General features: G+C 53.8%; 14 protein-coding genes and 1 tRNA gene. 5 read left to right on the forward strand and 10 right to left on the reverse strand.

Going from position 1 to position 15,050, the window contains the following annotated elements; translation table 11 throughout:
• Positions 1–16: 16 nt before the first annotated feature.
• From EH164_RS02880 to EH164_RS02895, 4 genes are all read right to left on the reverse strand, one after another.
• Positions 17–1,186, reverse strand: a complete 1,170-nt coding sequence (locus EH164_RS02880) for a DNA repair protein (protein WP_124967224.1) — start codon at positions 1,184–1,186, stop codon at positions 17–19.
• 271 nt (positions 1,187–1,457) lie between these two features.
• Positions 1,458–2,006, reverse strand: coding sequence for a serine acetyltransferase (locus EH164_RS02885; RefSeq protein ID WP_241174998.1), 549 nt, complete (start codon positions 2,004–2,006; stop codon positions 1,458–1,460).
• A 440-nt stretch (positions 2,007–2,446) separates the two neighbouring features.
• Entirely contained in the window at positions 2,447–3,004 is a 558-nt protein-coding gene (locus EH164_RS02890) for a serine O-acetyltransferase (RefSeq protein ID WP_124967226.1), read from the reverse strand.
• A 298-nt stretch (positions 3,005–3,302) separates the two neighbouring features.
• Positions 3,303–3,378, reverse strand: a tRNA-Ile gene (locus tag EH164_RS02895).
• A gap of 126 nt (positions 3,379–3,504) precedes the next feature.
• Between EH164_RS02895 and mug the strand changes: the two genes are divergently transcribed.
• Positions 3,505–4,011, forward strand: a complete 507-nt coding sequence (gene mug, locus EH164_RS02900; protein ID WP_124967227.1) for a G/U mismatch-specific DNA glycosylase — start codon at positions 3,505–3,507, stop codon at positions 4,009–4,011.
• 53 nt (positions 4,012–4,064) lie between these two features.
• On the opposite strand, the gene rpoD is transcribed toward mug, so the two are convergent.
• The 3 genes from rpoD to rpsU form a co-directional block, all read right to left on the reverse strand.
• Entirely contained in the window at positions 4,065–5,909 is a 1,845-nt protein-coding gene (gene rpoD / locus EH164_RS02905) for an RNA polymerase sigma factor RpoD (protein WP_023480889.1), read from the reverse strand.
• Between the two features lie 156 nt (positions 5,910–6,065).
• Entirely contained in the window at positions 6,066–7,811 is a 1,746-nt protein-coding gene (gene dnaG, locus EH164_RS02910) for a DNA primase (protein WP_023481053.1), read from the reverse strand.
• A gap of 169 nt (positions 7,812–7,980) precedes the next feature.
• Positions 7,981–8,196, reverse strand: coding sequence for a 30S ribosomal protein S21 (gene rpsU / locus EH164_RS02915; RefSeq protein ID WP_001144069.1), 216 nt, complete (start codon positions 8,194–8,196; stop codon positions 7,981–7,983).
• A gap of 238 nt (positions 8,197–8,434) precedes the next feature.
• Here rpsU and tsaD point away from each other — a divergent pair, with 238 nt between their 5' ends.
• A complete protein-coding gene (gene tsaD / locus EH164_RS02920; protein ID WP_124967228.1) occupies positions 8,435–9,448 on the forward strand; it encodes a tRNA (adenosine(37)-N6)-threonylcarbamoyltransferase complex transferase subunit TsaD in 1,014 nt (337 codons plus the stop codon).
• 36 nt (positions 9,449–9,484) lie between these two features.
• On the opposite strand, the gene plsY is transcribed toward tsaD, so the two are convergent.
• On the reverse strand, positions 9,485–10,102 hold the full coding sequence (gene plsY, locus EH164_RS02925; protein WP_023480785.1) for a glycerol-3-phosphate 1-O-acyltransferase PlsY: 618 nt from the start codon (positions 10,100–10,102) through the stop codon (positions 9,485–9,487).
• A 163-nt stretch (positions 10,103–10,265) separates the two neighbouring features.
• Here plsY and folB point away from each other — a divergent pair, with 163 nt between their 5' ends.
• Together folB and bacA are read left to right on the forward strand one after the other, a co-directional pair.
• Complete coding sequence (folB, locus tag EH164_RS02930) at positions 10,266–10,634, forward strand: bifunctional dihydroneopterin aldolase/7,8-dihydroneopterin epimerase (RefSeq protein ID WP_124967229.1); 369 nt, start codon at positions 10,266–10,268, stop codon at positions 10,632–10,634.
• Between the two features lie 106 nt (positions 10,635–10,740).
• Positions 10,741–11,562: an undecaprenyl-diphosphate phosphatase gene (gene bacA / locus EH164_RS02935; RefSeq protein WP_124967230.1), complete on the forward strand. Its 822-nt coding sequence runs from the start codon at positions 10,741–10,743 to the stop codon at positions 11,560–11,562.
• Between the two features lie 12 nt (positions 11,563–11,574).
• Here bacA and EH164_RS02940 read toward each other — a convergent pair whose 3' ends face one another.
• On the reverse strand, positions 11,575–12,816 hold the full coding sequence (locus EH164_RS02940; RefSeq protein WP_023480807.1) for a multifunctional CCA addition/repair protein: 1,242 nt from the start codon (positions 12,814–12,816) through the stop codon (positions 11,575–11,577).
• Positions 12,817–12,883: 67 nt separating this feature from the next.
• On the reverse strand, positions 12,884–13,498 hold the full coding sequence (locus tag EH164_RS02945; protein ID WP_124967231.1) for a TIGR04211 family SH3 domain-containing protein: 615 nt from the start codon (positions 13,496–13,498) through the stop codon (positions 12,884–12,886).
• A gap of 240 nt (positions 13,499–13,738) precedes the next feature.
• Between EH164_RS02945 and EH164_RS02950 the strand changes: the two genes are divergently transcribed.
• Positions 13,739–15,040, forward strand: coding sequence for an inorganic triphosphatase (locus tag EH164_RS02950; protein ID WP_124967232.1), 1,302 nt, complete (start codon positions 13,739–13,741; stop codon positions 15,038–15,040).
• The last annotated feature ends 10 nt before the right edge of the window (positions 15,041–15,050 follow it).

The raw sequence follows: 15,050 nt of genomic DNA on the forward strand, positions 1-15,050 counted from the left end.
GAGCGCCGGGCGCATATCAGGCAACTTCGTCGTATTCGGCTTCGTTAACCTGCTGTTCAAGGGATTCACGGATCTCTGCCAACGCTTTCTCCTGCTGACGGAAATAGGTTTCCCGATCGCCGAGGGAAGAGACCAGCTGCCAGGTCTCCTCTTTATCCAGCGTCATTAACTCTTCAATCAGCGTGGCGATGTGCTGCTTCACTTCCACAATGCGCTGACGCAGACGCTGCACGTCATTCAGCCTGTCGCTGGCCATCAGCGGCTCCAGCCCTTTTTGCAGGCGGCTGAGCATGGAGCGAATTGCGCTCAGATCGCCGCGCTGACGGGCCTGATTGAGCTGCACCATCATGCTGTTGGCATCGTTTTTCATCTCGCTGTCGACCAGATCGGGGTGACAGAGTTTACTCGCCTGCCGCCAGAGGCGCTTCAGCTCATGGCGCTCCTCTTCCGACATCTTCTGCTCGAAGCTGAAGCGTTTTTCCGCGTCGTGCTGTTGCTCCTGATAGCTTTCGTACTCCTGACGCGCTTCGTCGCGCGCCTGGCGCGTCGGCTCCTCTTCACGGGTCAGACCGCGCTCCAGCTCCTGTGCTTCTGCCAGCAGGGAGGCGATTAGCTCGCTTTGCTGCTGGAGATGTTTACGCGCTTCAGCCGCCTGCATCGAGTGCGGTGGCATACTCTGCCAGCGCTGCGTGAGCGTCACCAGCACATTCACCGCCTGCGAAAGGTATTTCTGGCAGCGCAGATAATCAGCCTCACGGCGACGTGCTTCCGCTTCCTGGCGACGCACCGCGGCCTCGGCCAGCATTTTACGCAGGCGCAGGATCTGCGACATCAGTGGCCCGAGACGGGTTAAGTAGAGATCGTTAAATTCATCCAGTTGCTGAATGCGCGCGTTGCGCTTGTCGATAAGTTCGCGAAGCTGCTCCTCCAGCGCTTTAAGTTCCAGCTTACTGGCGGAAACCTGTGGATCTTGCCAACTGACGACCGAGCGCTGGCTCTGTAGCCACGAGGTAATGGCGCGCATCGCATCGCTGTAGTTCTTCTCTTCGAGCGCGTGAACAATAAACGCTAACTCCGGTTCGGTCACTTCCGTTTTCAGCAACGGAAGTTGGCTGAGGATGATGCTGTCATCCTCCAGTTCAATGGCGTATTTGATGATTTCAAGCCGTTTTATGGGTTTGTTCATGGCGTTTCGTCAAAGCGCTTAATGAGTCTGTTAAGGGGAGTCGTTATTCATCAAATCTGGACCACGAAGGCGAAAGTCGCAATAGCCCGGCCTCATATTACATGGGCATATTTCAATGCGTTAGTCTTTCTATGAAAATTGCGCTTATGGCGGTGTTATTCGGTGAAATGAGGGCGAAAACGCCCCTAAGGGGCCAGGTAAATGGCTCTGAAAATGTCGCAACGCATCTGTCTGGATAAGGCGTAACCACGTCCAGTAGGTTTAAGGAGGCTTACGCCTCTCTCAGCACCTGAACCGTCTCTTTTTTGGTGTAGTAGACATTATTATCAGGAATATCTTTATTCACGAATGTCATCGCACCGATTTTTACGTTATCGCCGATACGGATATCATCAGATATGATGCAGCAATTAGCACCCAGAACGACATCGTCGCCAATTTTGATTCTGTAATCTTCATCTTTTCTTCCCGGGGTTTTGATACCGATTGTGGTATTTTGCCGGATCAGGAAATTCTTACCGATATCGCAATATAACGAAACTACAATGCCATTATAATGAGCGACGAAGAGCCCAGGCTGAATTTTTGCACCAAGGCCAATTTCAGTATTATATTTCTTCATTAATCTACGATTAAGGAAGTGTGCAATTTTCTTGCATCTTTTTCCTTTTTTATCATTAAGATAGGATGCAATCCGCCACCAGAAAAGAAAACGGCGCTTTGGCTGGCGCCATGCATGTCGCAAGGCTCTTCCCCATGAGAATTTTTTATCTTTTCCGCCAATGACTTCTACTCGTAAGCACTCTTTTAAAAATTCCATATTTACCTGGTTGTTCATAATAAATATATCAAATAAGTTTTTAGAACTATTCAAAGATTTTTTATTATTTTTTATAAATCAATGCCGGTAGTACTTCACAGCACGCATCTACGTTTTCATTTTTAATTTGCTGCGAAATTTTTGATGCAAAAAATTGAGATAAGGAATGACTTATCAAGAATGTTGTTATTAATTTTGCTGTGAAATTTTACTCGGATTATTCCTAATGTCAATAAAGATGTGACAAAGTGTGACTGGAATTTGCGTGCTGTTTAGGCTCAGTTTATCTGGTAGGTTCAGTAGATTAAGGGGCAAAGAGAGCCTCGTCACCTACTAAACTTTGTCTTCAGGAATGACCATGCCAGTGAATTCTCACTGGCAGAAGTGTACTCAGGGTGTGTCATTAATGGTGTCGTGGCGCTGATCCAGGCCGGTCGTGCCTAACTTCCCTGCTGCGATCGTTTGGGGGTGCACACTGGCGTGATCTTATTTTTATATACCATGTCACTGGGGATGCTCTGAAGCACCAGCGAATGTGCACCGATGGTCACATTGTCGCCAATGGTGATCTTCCCGCCCAGAATCGACGAATTGCAGCCAATATCCACGTTATTGCCAATCTGAATCATCGCATCGGCGCTGTCGGTCCGCAGACCAATGGTGATGCCTTGCTTAAGGTCGGCATAGTCGCCGATGACGCAATTATCCGTAATCACAATCCCATTCAGATGAGCAATGTTTAAGCCCTTGCCAATCCGGCAGGAGAGGGAGATATCGACGCTGTGACGGTACTTGAGCCGGTTCTCAATCCGACGCGCCATACGCTTTTTGAACTTGCTGTTTTGTGCATACAGGTATGACGCGATGCGCCACCAGAACAGAAAGTGCTTCTTGGGGTTGCGCCTTGTGCGCAGTAGCGCTTTTCGCCATGAAAACGGTTTGTCATGCCCGATGATTTCAAGGCGGATGCACTCTTTGAGTTCTGTATAAGACGTCATCGCAATCTTCCCGTGCAAAACGGTGATTCTAGGCGATAACTTTTTGAAAACATACCTAAACAATAAATATCTGATGACGCATTGCAGAGCTATGTTTTGCTGGCTATCCAGTAACGCGAGGTGGCTTCCTGATTACCAGAAGCGCAAGCGATGCGGTGGCTTCATATCGTTGGCCAAACAGCCCTGACCGCAACAAACTACAAATTCCTGCCGCCATTTTGCTGCCGTTTGCCAACAAGGCAACAAATAAGCCACTTCGTTAAAAGTGGCTTATTTATATGATTTTAAAGCTAAAATTTGGTGGCCCCTGTTGGGTTTGAACCAACGACCAAGCGATTATGAGTCGCCTGCTCTAACCACTGAGCTAAGGGGCCGTGGCGGTGAATTATAGAGTAACTTACCCTCGCAATCCAGCAGGAATCGCCCGGCTGATGTTTTTATAAACAGCGCATTTTCAATCTCTTATACTTAAGTTTATCGTTTCTAATCGGGAGTAAAGCATGATCCACGATATTCTGGCGCCGGGGCTGCGCGTCGTGTTTTGTGGCATTAATCCGGGGAAGTCTTCTGCCCATACGGGGTTTCATTTTGCGCATCCGGGAAATCGCTTCTGGAAAGTGATTCACCAGGCCGGCTTTACCGACCAGCAGTTGCGCCCGGAGGATGAGCACCATTTGCTGGATACGCGCTGCGGCATCACCATGCTGGTGCAGCGTCCGACCGTGCAGGCGACAGAAGTCGGACTGCATGAGCTGCGCTCCGGCGGCAGGGAGCTGGTACATAAAATAGAGGAGTATCAGCCCGCCGCGCTGGCAGTGCTTGGCAAACAGGCTTTTGAGCAAGCCTTTAGCGTCCGCGGTGCGAAGTGGGGTAAGCAGGAGATGACCATTGGTGTGACGCAAATTTGGGTGCTGCCCAATCCCAGCGGCCTGAACCGCGCTTCGTTAGAGAAACTGGTTGAAGCCTATCGCGAGCTGGATGAGGCGCTGGCGTCGCGCGGGTTGTAAATAACAGGCAAAAAAAAGCTCCCGTCGGGGAGCTTTTTTGTCTGGCGTGACGATTAATCGTCGAGGAAGCTACGCAGCACTTCAGAGCGGCTCGGGTGGCGCAGTTTGCGCAGCGCCTTCGCTTCGATCTGACGGATACGTTCGCGGGTAACGTCGAACTGTTTACCCACTTCTTCCAGCGTATGGTCGGTATTCATGTCGATACCGAAACGCATGCGCAGCACCTTCGCTTCACGAGCGGTAAGGCCAGCCAGCACATCGTGCGTTGCAGCGCGCAGGCTCTCGGTGGTTGCAGAGTCCAGCGGCAGCTCGAGGGTGGTATCCTCGATAAAATCACCCAGATGCGAATCTTCATCATCGCCAATCGGCGTTTCCATGGAGATTGGCTCTTTGGCAATTTTCAGCACTTTGCGGATCTTATCTTCCGGCATCAGCATACGCTCAGCCAGCTCTTCCGGCGTCGGCTCGCGGCCCATCTCTTGCAGCATCTGGCGAGAGATACGGTTGAGCTTGTTGATCGTCTCAATCATATGCACCGGAATACGGATGGTGCGCGCCTGATCCGCGATAGAGCGGGTGATCGCCTGACGGATCCACCAGGTTGCATAGGTAGAGAACTTGTAACCACGGCGATATTCGAACTTATCAACCGCTTTCATCAGGCCGATGTTCCCTTCCTGAATCAGATCGAGGAACTGCAGACCACGGTTGGTATATTTCTTGGCGATAGAGATAACCAGACGCAAGTTCGCTTCCACCATCTCTTTCTTCGCACGACGCGCTTTCGCTTCGCCGATAGACATACGACGGTTAATATCTTTAACCTGCTCAATCGTCAGGCCGGTCTCTTCTTCAATCTGCTGCAGCTTCATCAGGCCGCGTTGCACTTCTTCAGTCACATCTTTCAGCTTCTCAGACCACGGTTTGTTCATGGCCAGCGCGGCGTTGAACCAGGTTTCGCTGGTTTCATTACCGGTGAAGAGAGTGATGAAGTTTTTCTTCGGCATTTTGCACTGTTCAACGCACAGCTTCATGATGATGCGTTCCTGGGTACGTACGCGATCCATCATCACGCGCATGCTGTTTACCAGGTAGTCGAACTGCTTCGGCACCAGACGGAACTGCTTGAAGACTTCAGACAGCTTGAGGATCTCTTCCTGCGCGGCAGCGTGGCTGCGTCCTTTTGCTTTGATAGTGTCGCGAGTCAGCTCGTACTGCGTGCGCAGTTCAGCGAATTTCTCACGCGCCAGCTCAGGGTCGATGCTGTTGTCATCGTCGCTGTCGTCATCGCTGTCGTCTTCTTCTTCATCTTCATCGTCGTCCATCTCTTCGCTGGAGAGCTCAGAGCCGACGTGGGTCGCCGTTGGCGCCATATCTTCTTCGGCGTTCGGATCGACGAAACCGGTGATCAGATCGGAGAGACGAGCCTGCTCTGCTTCAACACGGTCGTACTGTTCCAGCAGGTAGGTGATAGCTTCCGGATACTCGGCAACGGAGCACTGAACCTGGTTAATCCCGTCTTCAATACGTTTGGCGATGTCGATTTCGCCTTCACGGGTCAGCAGTTCAACGGTGCCCATTTCGCGCATATACATGCGCACCGGGTCGGTAGTTCGTCCGATTTCAGACTCTACGCTGGACAGAACCTGTGCAGCGGCTTCTTCAGCATCTTCGTCTGTGTTGTTGGAGTTTTCAGCCAGCAACAGATCATCAGCATCCGGCGCTTCTTCCATCACCTGGATGCCCATGTCGTTGATCATTTGGATGATGTCTTCGATCTGATCGGAGTCGACGATATCTTCCGGCAGATGGTCATTGACCTCGGCATAGGTCAGATAGCCTTGCTCCTTACCACGGGTAACAAGAAGCTTCAGCTGTGACTGCGGGTTTTGCTCCATAAGACGGTATCCACACTTAAATTCATGAGGTTGGTGTCGGTTAGCGAAATAAACCGCCAACATTTAACGCGAGGGTGTATTTATATTTTTGCCGCTGGCCCTCGTCGCGGCTGTCGGGATCAACCCGAACGATTATCGGCACTTAAGCCGTTGAATTTATTTTTTAGCCAGCTCCTGGTTCAACTGCCAGAGCTCCCGGCGTTCTTCGCTGCTTAGACCGTGCGTGCGATCGCGAGCTATCAACTCTTCTTGTCGCCGTTCAAGCATCGAATCAAACATATGATTGAGCGCGTCGGTAAAGGTTTTTTCAGCGATGTCCTTATCTGCTATATCGTCCCACATTGACAGTTTTTCAAGGGTTGCGGCCTCATTCGTGCCGCGATAATGTTCCAATAACTGCCCAGTTGTCAGACCAGGTTGAGACAAACAAGTGTTGACCAGTTCTGCAAATAAGCCAAGTCCGGGCAGTCTGGATTGATCAAGACCGGCCAGCGAAGGCACTTTTGGTGCAAGCTCCGGATTCTGGATCAACAACCCTATCAGTATACGCATGGTTGTGCGTTTTAGCTGAGGAGCAGGGCGCGCCGCCGCGCTCTCCACCTGCTTCGGCATTAATCGATCGAGCTGTGCATCGTCGAATATGCCGATCTTGTTGCCGAGAATCTGGCGTAACTGAATGCGTAGCGTTTCGCCCGGCACCTGGTTGATCAACGGCAGCGCCAGCGCGGCAAGCTGCGTTGTTCCATCCGGCGTGGTGAGATCCGCCTTCGGCAACAGGCTGTTAAACAGAAACGTGGAGAGAGGCTGAGCCTGCTCCATCCGCGCTTCGAACGCCTCTTTGCCCTCTTTACGCACCAGCGTATCCGGATCTTCGCCATCCGGCAGAAACATAAAACGCAGCTGACGCCCGTCGCTCATATAGGGCAGCGCGGTTTCCAGCGCCCGCCATGCGGCTTCGCGGCCAGCACGGTCACCGTCGTAACAGCAGATGACGTTTTTGGTCACCCGGAACAGCAACTGAATATGATCCGCCGTCGTGGAAGTGCCAAGCGATGCAACGGCGTAGTTAATGCCATATTGCGCCAGCGCCACCACGTCCATGTAACCTTCGACCACTAACAGCCGCTGCGGTTCATCCTTATCCTGCTGCGCTTCATAGAGGCCATATAGCTGGCGGCCCTTATGAAAAATGTCCGTTTCCGGGGAGTTCAGATACTTGGGCGTATCGTTGCCCAGCACGCGTCCACCAAAACCAATCACCCGGCCGCGCTTGTCGCGAATCGGAAACATCACCCGCTCGCGGAAGCGATCGTAACTGCGTCCTTGATCGTTTGTGACCAGCATGCCTGCATCGATCAGCGACTTGCGGTTTTCGCTATTGTTGCCGAAACGCTTTAAAACGTTGTCCCAACCGGGCGGCGCGTAACCAATAGCGAATCGCGTAATGACTTCACTGCTCAAACCACGCCTGGAGAGGTACTGACGAGCAGGCTCTGCGGCGGATTGGGTCAGCGACTGCTGATAAAAAGCATTCAGCCCGTCCATCAACTGATAGAGTGTTTGCCGTTGATGGCGCTCTATCAGGCTCGGTCCGCTGCCTGCTTCGAACGGCACTTCGAGGTTGTGCATTGCCGCCAGCTCTTCGACGCTTTCGACGAACTCGAGCTTGTCGTAGTTCATTAAAAAGTCGAGGGCGTTGCCGTGCGCGCCACAACCAAAGCAGTGGTAAAACTGTTTTTCACCGTTCACGGTGAAAGAGGGGGTTTTCTCGTTATGGAATGGACAGCACGCGTGGTAGTTCTTGCCCTGCTTTTTTAGCTTTACGCGCGCGTCGATAAGATCGACGATGTCGGTACGCGCCAGCAGGTCATTGATAAAAACACGTGGGATTCGTCCAGCCATAGGCCCCGTTTTGATCTTATATAGTTTTCGTTATGCTCATCAGCGGTAAGTTGCTGAAAAGGCGAAAATTATATCAGGTTATAAACGAAAATAAGCCGCGCATTCCTTTCGGAAGCACGGCCTTACAACTACAACTCGGTCTAACACAGAGGGCGCTCGCCCTCAGTAATTAGTACAGACGAGTACGGCGTGCGTTTTCGCGAGCCAGTTTCTTCGCGTGACGTTTCACAGCGGATGCTTTAGCGCGTTTACGTTCGGTAGTCGGTTTTTCATAGAACTCACGACGACGAACTTCCGCCAGAACACCTGCTTTTTCGCAGGAACGCTTGAAGCGACGCAGAGCTACGTCGAACGGCTCGTTTTCACGTACTTTAATTACCGGCATGTGCCTCTCACCTTTGATTAAATCGGTTTGCCGCTGGCGTTCACGCCAGCTTATTTCAAAATGGTGCGGAATTTTACTGCAACTGGTGCTGCTTTGTAAAGCACCGCCGCCCTTTTTGAAAGGGGACTTTTGTAAGGGTGAGGAGTATACACGAACTCAGCTGCACAAGTGAGCAAAGTTTTACATCGCCCCGCATTCGCCCTACACTGCGCGCTATTGCAAAGAGGTAAACAGAGCCATGCGCGTACTGGGTATTGAAACATCCTGCGATGAAACCGGCATCGCTATCTATGACGACCAGAAGGGTCTTCTCGCTAACCAACTCTACAGTCAGGTAAAACTGCACGCCGATTACGGTGGCGTGGTGCCGGAGCTTGCTTCCCGCGACCACGTGCGTAAAACCGTGCCGCTAATTCAGGCTGCTATAAAAGAGGCTGGATTAACCGCCAAAGAGATTGATGCAGTGGCCTATACCGCGGGTCCAGGCCTTGTCGGCGCGCTGCTGGTCGGTGCGACCATTGGGCGTTCGCTGGCCTTCGCCTGGGATGTTCCGGCGATTGCCGTGCACCATATGGAAGGGCACCTGCTGGCACCGATGCTGGAAGAGAACCCGCCAGCGTTTCCGTTTGTCGCGCTGCTGGTTTCCGGCGGTCACACGCAGCTGATTAGCGTGACCGGTATCGGTCATTATGAACTGCTTGGTGAGTCTATTGATGATGCTGCCGGCGAAGCGTTCGACAAAACGGCCAAACTGCTGGGGCTTGATTACCCGGGCGGGCCGATGCTGTCGAAGATGGCGGCGCAAGGAACAGAGGGGCGCTTTGTCTTCCCGCGTCCAATGACCGATCGACCAGGGCTCGATTTCAGCTTCTCCGGCCTGAAGACCTTTGCCGCTAACACCATTCGTAACAGTGGCAATGACGATCAGACCCGGGCAGATATCGCGCGCGCCTTTGAGGATGCGGTGGTCGATACACTGATGATTAAGTGCAAGCGTGCGCTGGATCAAACCGGTTTTACCCGGCTGGTGATGGCGGGCGGCGTCAGCGCTAACCGTACGCTGCGTGCGAAACTGGGGCAGATGATGGAAAAACGTCGCGGGGAAGTGTTCTATGCGCGCCCGGAATTCTGTACCGATAACGGGGCGATGATTGCTTATGCTGGCATGGTGCGCCTGAAAGCGGGTCATGATGTCGGGCTTGGCGTAACAGTGCGTCCGCGCTGGCCGCTGGCGGAACTTCCCGCCGCGTAAATGAGTGTTGCCCGGTGTTACACGCGCCGGGCAAATCTACGCTTTATCCTGCCGCTTTTTTCTCTTCAGCTTCGTCCAGATTTTGCTCTCCTGATGCCGCCACAAACGCTGAATATTGTCATGATGACGCAGCAAAATAAGACATGAGAGCATCGCCACCGGAAAGGTGAACTGCGGTTTAAACCACCAGACATAGAACGGCGCAATCAGCGCGCTGACAATCGCGCCCAGCGACGAGTAGCCGCTTAACAGCACCGTCAGCAGCCAGGTTCCCGCCATTACGCCCGTTAAATCCCAGCCAATCGGCGCAATCGCGCCAAACGCGGTGGCCACGCCTTTACCGCCTTTAAATTTAAAGAATACCGGCCAGATATGGCCCAGACAGGCGGCGATAGCGATAAGACCCAGCCAGAAGGGCGTAACGCCAAGCGCATAGGCGCCCCAGACCGGCAGCATGCCTTTTAAAACATCAAAAATCAGTACCGCTGCGGCTGCGCCCTTGCCGCCAATACGTAATACGTTGGTAGCACCGGGATTACCGGAGCCACTCTCTCGCGGGTCAGGGAAACCTGCAAGGCGGCAGACAAGGATGGCGCTGGAGATTGAGCCACAAAGGTACGCAAGGAAAATCATCCCAGGCGCGATTGCACTCATAACGCTGTTCCGTTTTGAAAATGTCGTTTTATTCTCTGCATCCGTGGATAATACGCATAAATTACGCAAAGTGGTATCCGGGTTTTGTGCAAATTCTGAAAGATAACCACTCAATAAGCGGCCTGGCGGCATGGCCCAGGCGCAAGTAAGCAGGCGGAGAAAAATGGACATTGTATTTATCGAACAGCTTTCTGTGATCACCACCATTGGTGTTTACGACTGGGAACAGACCATTGAACAGCAGTTGGTGTTCGATATCGAAATGGCGTGGGATAACCGCCAGGCGGCAAAAAGTGATGATGTTGAGGATTGCCTGAGTTATGCAGACATTGCCGAGACCGTCGTCGGGCATGTCGAAGGCGCGCGTTTTGCGCTGGTCGAACGCGTCGCGGAAGAGGTGGCAGAGTTGCTGCTTGCGCGTTTTAACTCCCCCTGGGTGCGTATCAAGCTGAGCAAACCTGGCGCAGTGGCGCGGGCAAAAAATGTGGGCGTGATCATCGAGCGTGGCCTAAATCCGAAAAAAAGTTTTTAAATTCATCATCGTTAAACCAAACGCTAGTATTCAGGTCATAGATACGGCTTTTCGCGGCTTCTCCACTGGATGAGCCGTTTTTTATATCTTTTTAGGGGTTTATTTGATGAGCGATATGCACTCCCTGCTGGTGGCGGCCATTCTTGGTGTCGTTGAGGGGCTTACCGAGTTTCTTCCCGTCTCCAGTACGGGGCACATGATTATCGTCGGGCATCTGTTGGGCTTTGAAGGCGATACCGCAAAAACATTCGAAGTGGTGATTCAGCTCGGCTCGATTCTCGCCGTGGTTGTGATGTTCTGGCGACGCCTCTTCGGTCTTATTGGCATCCATTTCGGCAAGCCGCCGCGCCATGAAGGCACTGGCAGTGGGCGTTTATCGCTGATCCATATTCTGCTTGGCATGATCCCGGCGGTGGTGATTGGTCTGGTGTTCCACGATGCGATCAAAACGCTATTCAACCCGAAAAATGTCGCCTATGCCTTAGTGGTTGGTGGCGTGCTGCTGATCGCCGCCGAGCTGCTGAAGCCAAAAGTGCCGCGCGCGCAGGGCGTGGATGATATGACCTACCGTCAGGCGTTTTTGATTGGCTGCTTCCAGTGTCTGGCACTGTGGCCGGGCTTCTCCCGCTCTGGTGCGACCATCTCCGGCGGTATGCTGGTAGGCGTCAGCCGTTACGCGGCGTCTGAGTTCTCGTTCCTGCTGGCGGTGCCGATGATGATGGGCGCGACGGTGCTGGATCTCTATAAGAGCATCGGTTTTCTCACCACTGGCGATATCCCGATGTTCGCCGTCGGTTTTGTGACGGCGTTTATCGTCGCGCTGATCGCTATTAAAACCTTCCTGGAGCTGATTAAACACATCTCCTTTATTCCGTTCGCGATCTACCGCTTTATCGTTGCCGCAGCGGTCTACGTGGTCTTCTTCTAAGCGTTAATGCCCTCAGGCTTCGGGCTGAGGGCAGTGCTCTGCTTTCCACTGCGCAACCGCCGCAATACGTCGGCGGGTCAACTCTTCACGCACTCCCGCACCGGTAAAACCTGCCTCAATCACCGCTTTTGTCGGTACCGCGCGCGCCACTTCCCAGGCCGCACGCAGCAAGCGCCCCTGCGAGTAATCAATGGCTTCAAAGCCGGTACGCCCGCGCACATCCGCTTCGCTGGTCAGCGCGATTTGCTCGACCCGCTGCGGTTTGCGCCAGGCATCAATGGAGTCGAACAGCTTGACGATGGTTTTCGGCTGCAAAACAGGGAAGGTGTGGATCAGATCGTGGTACTCGGCCACAAGCTTCGCTAAATCGCGCAGTTCATTCGGCACGCGCAGGCGCTGGCACAACCCCTCAACCAGCCGGACACCCGCCGGGCCGTGGCCGTGATGGCGCGGCCAGAGCGCAGGTGGAGTCAGCCCTTTGCCGAGATCGTGGCACAGCGTGGCGAAACGCACGTCCACTTCCGGGCTGAGCATCGCCGCCATTGAAACGGTCATTAGCGTGTGAATACCAGTATCAATTTCCGGGTGCCATTTCGCCGGGGCCGGAACGCCAAACAGCGCATCGATCTCCGGGAAGAGCACCTTCAGCGCGCCGCAGTCGCGCAGCACCTGAAAGTAAACCTGGGGATTACGGGTGCGCAGCGCGCTCTCCGTCTCTTTCCATACTCGCTCAGGTGTCAGGTGCGCCAGCTCGCCCGCTTCGGTCATGTCGCGCATCAGCGTCATGGTTTCATCGGCAATACGGAAGCTGAGATGGGCATAACGGGCGGCGAAACGCGCCACGCGCAGCACGCGGAGCGGATCTTCATTAAACGCGGGGGAGACGTGGCGCAAAATGCGCTGACGCAGATCCTGCTGACCGTTAAACGGGTCGATAATCGTGCCGTTTTCATCCTGCGCCAGCGCGTTAACCGTTAAATCACGGCGCAGCAGATCCTGCTCAAGGGTGACATCGGGGGCGGCATAGCAGGTAAAACCGGTATAGCCGGAGCCAGACTTACGCTCGGTGCGGGCCAGGGCGTACTCTTCGCGGCTTTGCGGATGGAGGAACACAGGAAAATCGCGGCCTACCTGCTGGTAGCCCGCGTCGAGCATCTCTTGCGGCGTGGCGCCGACCACTACCCAATCTCTGTCTTTGACCGGCAGACCCAACAATGTATCGCGTACTGCACCACCGACCAGATAACTCTTCACGCCGCCACTCTCCTCTACACAATTGTCGTCAGATAATACGTAAGTGTAGAGAAGATGGCGAATCTGCTTAGTTCATCCAGCGATCTTTGCGTTTACGCGTCGGGATCATGTGCGGCAGCAACAGGCCGAGCAGCAGGCCCGCGCCCAGCACGCCACCGCCATACATAAACCACTGCATAATGATGGTGCGCTGCTTGTCATCCAGTTGCAGGTTAGCGGCGTTGACCTTCTTCTGCGCGACGATCAGCTCATTTTTGAGCTTCTGGTTCTCATCTTTCAGACCGTTAATCACCCCGTCGCTGCGCGCCACTTTCTGCTGCATCTCTGCGGTACGCTGGTTCCAGGTGTTGTCGATATTGGTCAGTTTATCGGTCAACGTTTTCACCTGGTTTTCCAGTTCCGGCACGCGGGTGCGCAGGCTGGGCTGGGTGTTAAGCTGTTTAAGCGGGATCCAGGCAGTACGGCCGCTGCTGTCACGCACCTGGCCATACTCATTATTTTGTTGCAGCAGGGCGACCTCTTCACCGGCGTTTACCGTGCCAACAAGGCGGTAATTATCGCCGGGGCCGCTGCGGACCCAGGTGCTCAATTCGTCCGAAACATACCGCTTCTCTTCAGCGTGGGTGCCGACAGAGACGCTAAGCGCGAAAAGGGTTATTCCAATCAGGCGTAAATTTGGCATCAGGCAATCATTATTTTCTTTGAATGTGAATGGTAAACAGTGGCGACAGTCTGACGACACCCGGCAGGTACCATCAATCGGAATCTTCCAGATCAAACTGCGCACTGATGCGAACATTTGCACCCGCCAGATTGCGCATTGCATGGCAATTTGGCAAAAAATACTATCTACTGACAAACCGAGGGCGCGTTAGTTCGCCAAAAATTTTCACTGATGTGACATAACCATAAGTGCAAGGCCATGGCTCAGGAAATCGAATTAAAGTTTATCGTGAAGAACGACTGCGTGGAAACGCTTCGTCACCATCTTCATACGCTGACCGACGAACATATCGCGTCCAGCCAGTTACTCAACATCTATTACGAAACGCCTGACAACTGGCTACGCAGCCATGATATGGGTCTGCGTATTCGCGGTGTGAACGGCCAATATGAGATGACGATGAAAATCGCCGGTCGCGTCATTGGCGGTTTACATCAGCGCCCGGAATACAATATTCCCCTCGATAAGGCCGAACTTGACCTTTCGCGCTTTCCCGCCGAAGTGTGGCCAGAAGGCGGCCTGCCGGACGATCTGCAATCGCGCGCGCAGCCGCTGTTCAGCACCGATTTTTACCGCGAAAAGTGGCTGGTCAACGTCGGCGACAGCCGCATTGAGATTGGCCTCGATTTAGGCGAAGTGAAAGCGGGTGAGTTCGCCGAGCCGATTTGCGAGCTGGAGCTGGAACTGCTGAGCGGCGATGCGGCGGATATTCTCAAGCTGTCACGCCAGCTGGCCACGCTCTCCTGCCTGCGTCAGGGCAGCCTGAGCAAAGCCGCGCGCGGGTACCATCTCGCGCAGGGCAATGCGCCGCGCGAGCTTCGCCCGACCCCCTTTTTGCAGCCCGCGCCGAAAGCAACCGTCGAACAGGCGTTTGCCAGCGCGCTGGAACTGGCCCTCTCCCAGTGGCAGTACCATGAAGAGCTGTGGGTGCGCGGTAACGACGCCGCACGGCCTGAAGTGCTGCGCGCGATCGCGCTGCTGCGTCACACCTTCACGCTGTTTGGCGGTATTGTGCCGCGTAAAGCGAGCGCTCACTTACGTGACCTGCTGACCCAGGCGGAAGCGACTCTGACCTCCGCAGTCTCCGCTGAAACGGCGGTGTGGGATGTGCCGTCGGCGATGGCGAAACTGCTGTTAACGGAGTGGCTGGTGACTCAGGGGTGGCGCGCGTTTCTTGATGAAAAAGCGCAGGCGAAATTTGCCGACTCCTTCAAGCGCTTCGCCGATATCCACCTCTCGCGCACCGCTTCTGAACTGAAAAAGACCTTTGCTCACCACCTTGGCGACAGCTATCGCGATCAGCTGCCGCGCCTGGCGCGTGATATCGACAGCACGCTGCTGCTGGCAGGTTACTACGACCGGGCGCTGGCAAACGCGTGGCTGGAGAACTGGCAGGGGCTCTACCACGCTATTGAAACGCGTCAGAAAATCGAAATTGAGCATTTCCGTAATACCGCCATTAACGAGGAGCCATTCTGGCTACACAGCGGGAAACGCTAACGTAAGGACG

The sequence above is a fragment of the Kosakonia sp. CCTCC M2018092 genome, assembly GCF_003864115.1.
In the GTDB taxonomy this organism is placed as follows: Bacteria; Pseudomonadota; Gammaproteobacteria; order Enterobacterales; family Enterobacteriaceae; genus Kosakonia; species Kosakonia cowanii.

Bases quoted from the DNA above. Each gene is read 5' to 3' on its own strand.
- EH164_RS02880 (WP_124967224.1), bottom strand. From the start codon at position 1,186: ATGAACAAACCCATAAAACGGCTTGAAATCATCAAATACGCCATTGAA.
- EH164_RS02885 (WP_241174998.1), bottom strand. From the start codon at position 2,006: ATGGAATTTTTAAAAGAGTGCTTACGAGTAGAAGTCATTGGCGGAAAA.
- EH164_RS02890 (WP_124967226.1), bottom strand. From the start codon at position 3,004: ATGACGTCTTATACAGAACTCAAAGAGTGCATCCGCCTTGAAATCATC.
- mug (WP_124967227.1), top strand. From the start codon at position 3,505: ATGATCCACGATATTCTGGCGCCGGGGCTGCGCGTCGTGTTTTGTGGC.
- rpoD (WP_023480889.1), bottom strand. From the start codon at position 5,909: ATGGAGCAAAACCCGCAGTCACAGCTGAAGCTTCTTGTTACCCGTGGT.
- dnaG (WP_023481053.1), bottom strand. From the start codon at position 7,811: ATGGCTGGACGAATCCCACGTGTTTTTATCAATGACCTGCTGGCGCGT.
- rpsU (WP_001144069.1), bottom strand. From the start codon at position 8,196: ATGCCGGTAATTAAAGTACGTGAAAACGAGCCGTTCGACGTAGCTCTG.
- tsaD (WP_124967228.1), top strand. From the start codon at position 8,435: ATGCGCGTACTGGGTATTGAAACATCCTGCGATGAAACCGGCATCGCT.
- plsY (WP_023480785.1), bottom strand. From the start codon at position 10,102: ATGAGTGCAATCGCGCCTGGGATGATTTTCCTTGCGTACCTTTGTGGC.
- folB (WP_124967229.1), top strand. From the start codon at position 10,266: ATGGACATTGTATTTATCGAACAGCTTTCTGTGATCACCACCATTGGT.
- bacA (WP_124967230.1), top strand. From the start codon at position 10,741: ATGAGCGATATGCACTCCCTGCTGGTGGCGGCCATTCTTGGTGTCGTT.
- EH164_RS02945 (WP_124967231.1), bottom strand. From the start codon at position 13,498: ATGCCAAATTTACGCCTGATTGGAATAACCCTTTTCGCGCTTAGCGTC.
- EH164_RS02950 (WP_124967232.1), top strand. From the start codon at position 13,739: ATGGCTCAGGAAATCGAATTAAAGTTTATCGTGAAGAACGACTGCGTG.